The sequence below is a fragment of the Beijerinckia sp. L45 genome (assembly GCF_009765775.1).
Classification (GTDB): Bacteria; Pseudomonadota; Alphaproteobacteria; order Rhizobiales; family Beijerinckiaceae; genus RH-AL1.
This window is the reverse complement of record NZ_LMUU01000237.1, coordinates 1-649: the sequence shown is the minus strand read 5'-3', so window position 1 is coordinate 649 and position 649 is coordinate 1. Positions and strand designations below refer to the sequence as shown.

Annotated in this window: 1 protein-coding gene; it reads right to left on the bottom strand. The window is 68.7% G+C overall.

What is annotated here, in order from left to right:
• Positions 1 to 74: 74 nt before the first annotated feature.
• On the bottom strand, positions 75 to 649 hold a 575-nt coding region (locus GSQ79_RS24500), incomplete at its 5' end, for a hypothetical protein (RefSeq protein ID WP_158811380.1).

Genomic DNA, 649 nt, shown 5'->3' with positions numbered 1-649 from the left:
TGATCGCCTGGACGCCGAAGTTGCTGTCGAAGGCCATGGTGGCGGATCCAGAATAGCGAGAAGGGCTGCGGTGCTTACGCCGGCAGCGCGAAGCGAGCGCCGCGGGTCGAGTAGACGCCGAGGCCGACACGATGGCCGTGGTTGCCGGAGATCACCAGGACACGGCCTGGGCTGAGGACCTCCACTACGAAGCCGGTGTGATGCGGCATCGACATGATGGCGCCTGGTACCGGCCCCGATATCGGGCGACCGGCGTAGACAGCATCACGGGCGAGGCGCGAGGCGATCGTCTGATGACCGGTTCGTCGTAGGACGAAGGTGTCGAAGTCCTGGCACCACGGGCCGCGCGTCCCGGTCATATTGCCGTGGCCAACCCAGCGGAGCGCTTCGCGCACCACGTCGGTCGCGACGCCGCCGACGCTGGCCACGTCGACGACCCGGGCCCGAGCGAAGCCAGCGACACGGTCGACGACCGAGGCGATCAAGCGGGCGTGGTAGAAGTGGCGGGCATGATGCGCATGCCGATGATGATGCCGGGCGATATGCGCCTCGGCGGCGCGGGCGTTGAGCGCGAGCGCGGCGAAGGCGGCGATCGCCACAAGGGCGACGAGCCAGATCCGCCAGAACGCGCTATGCGCCGGCGGCATGT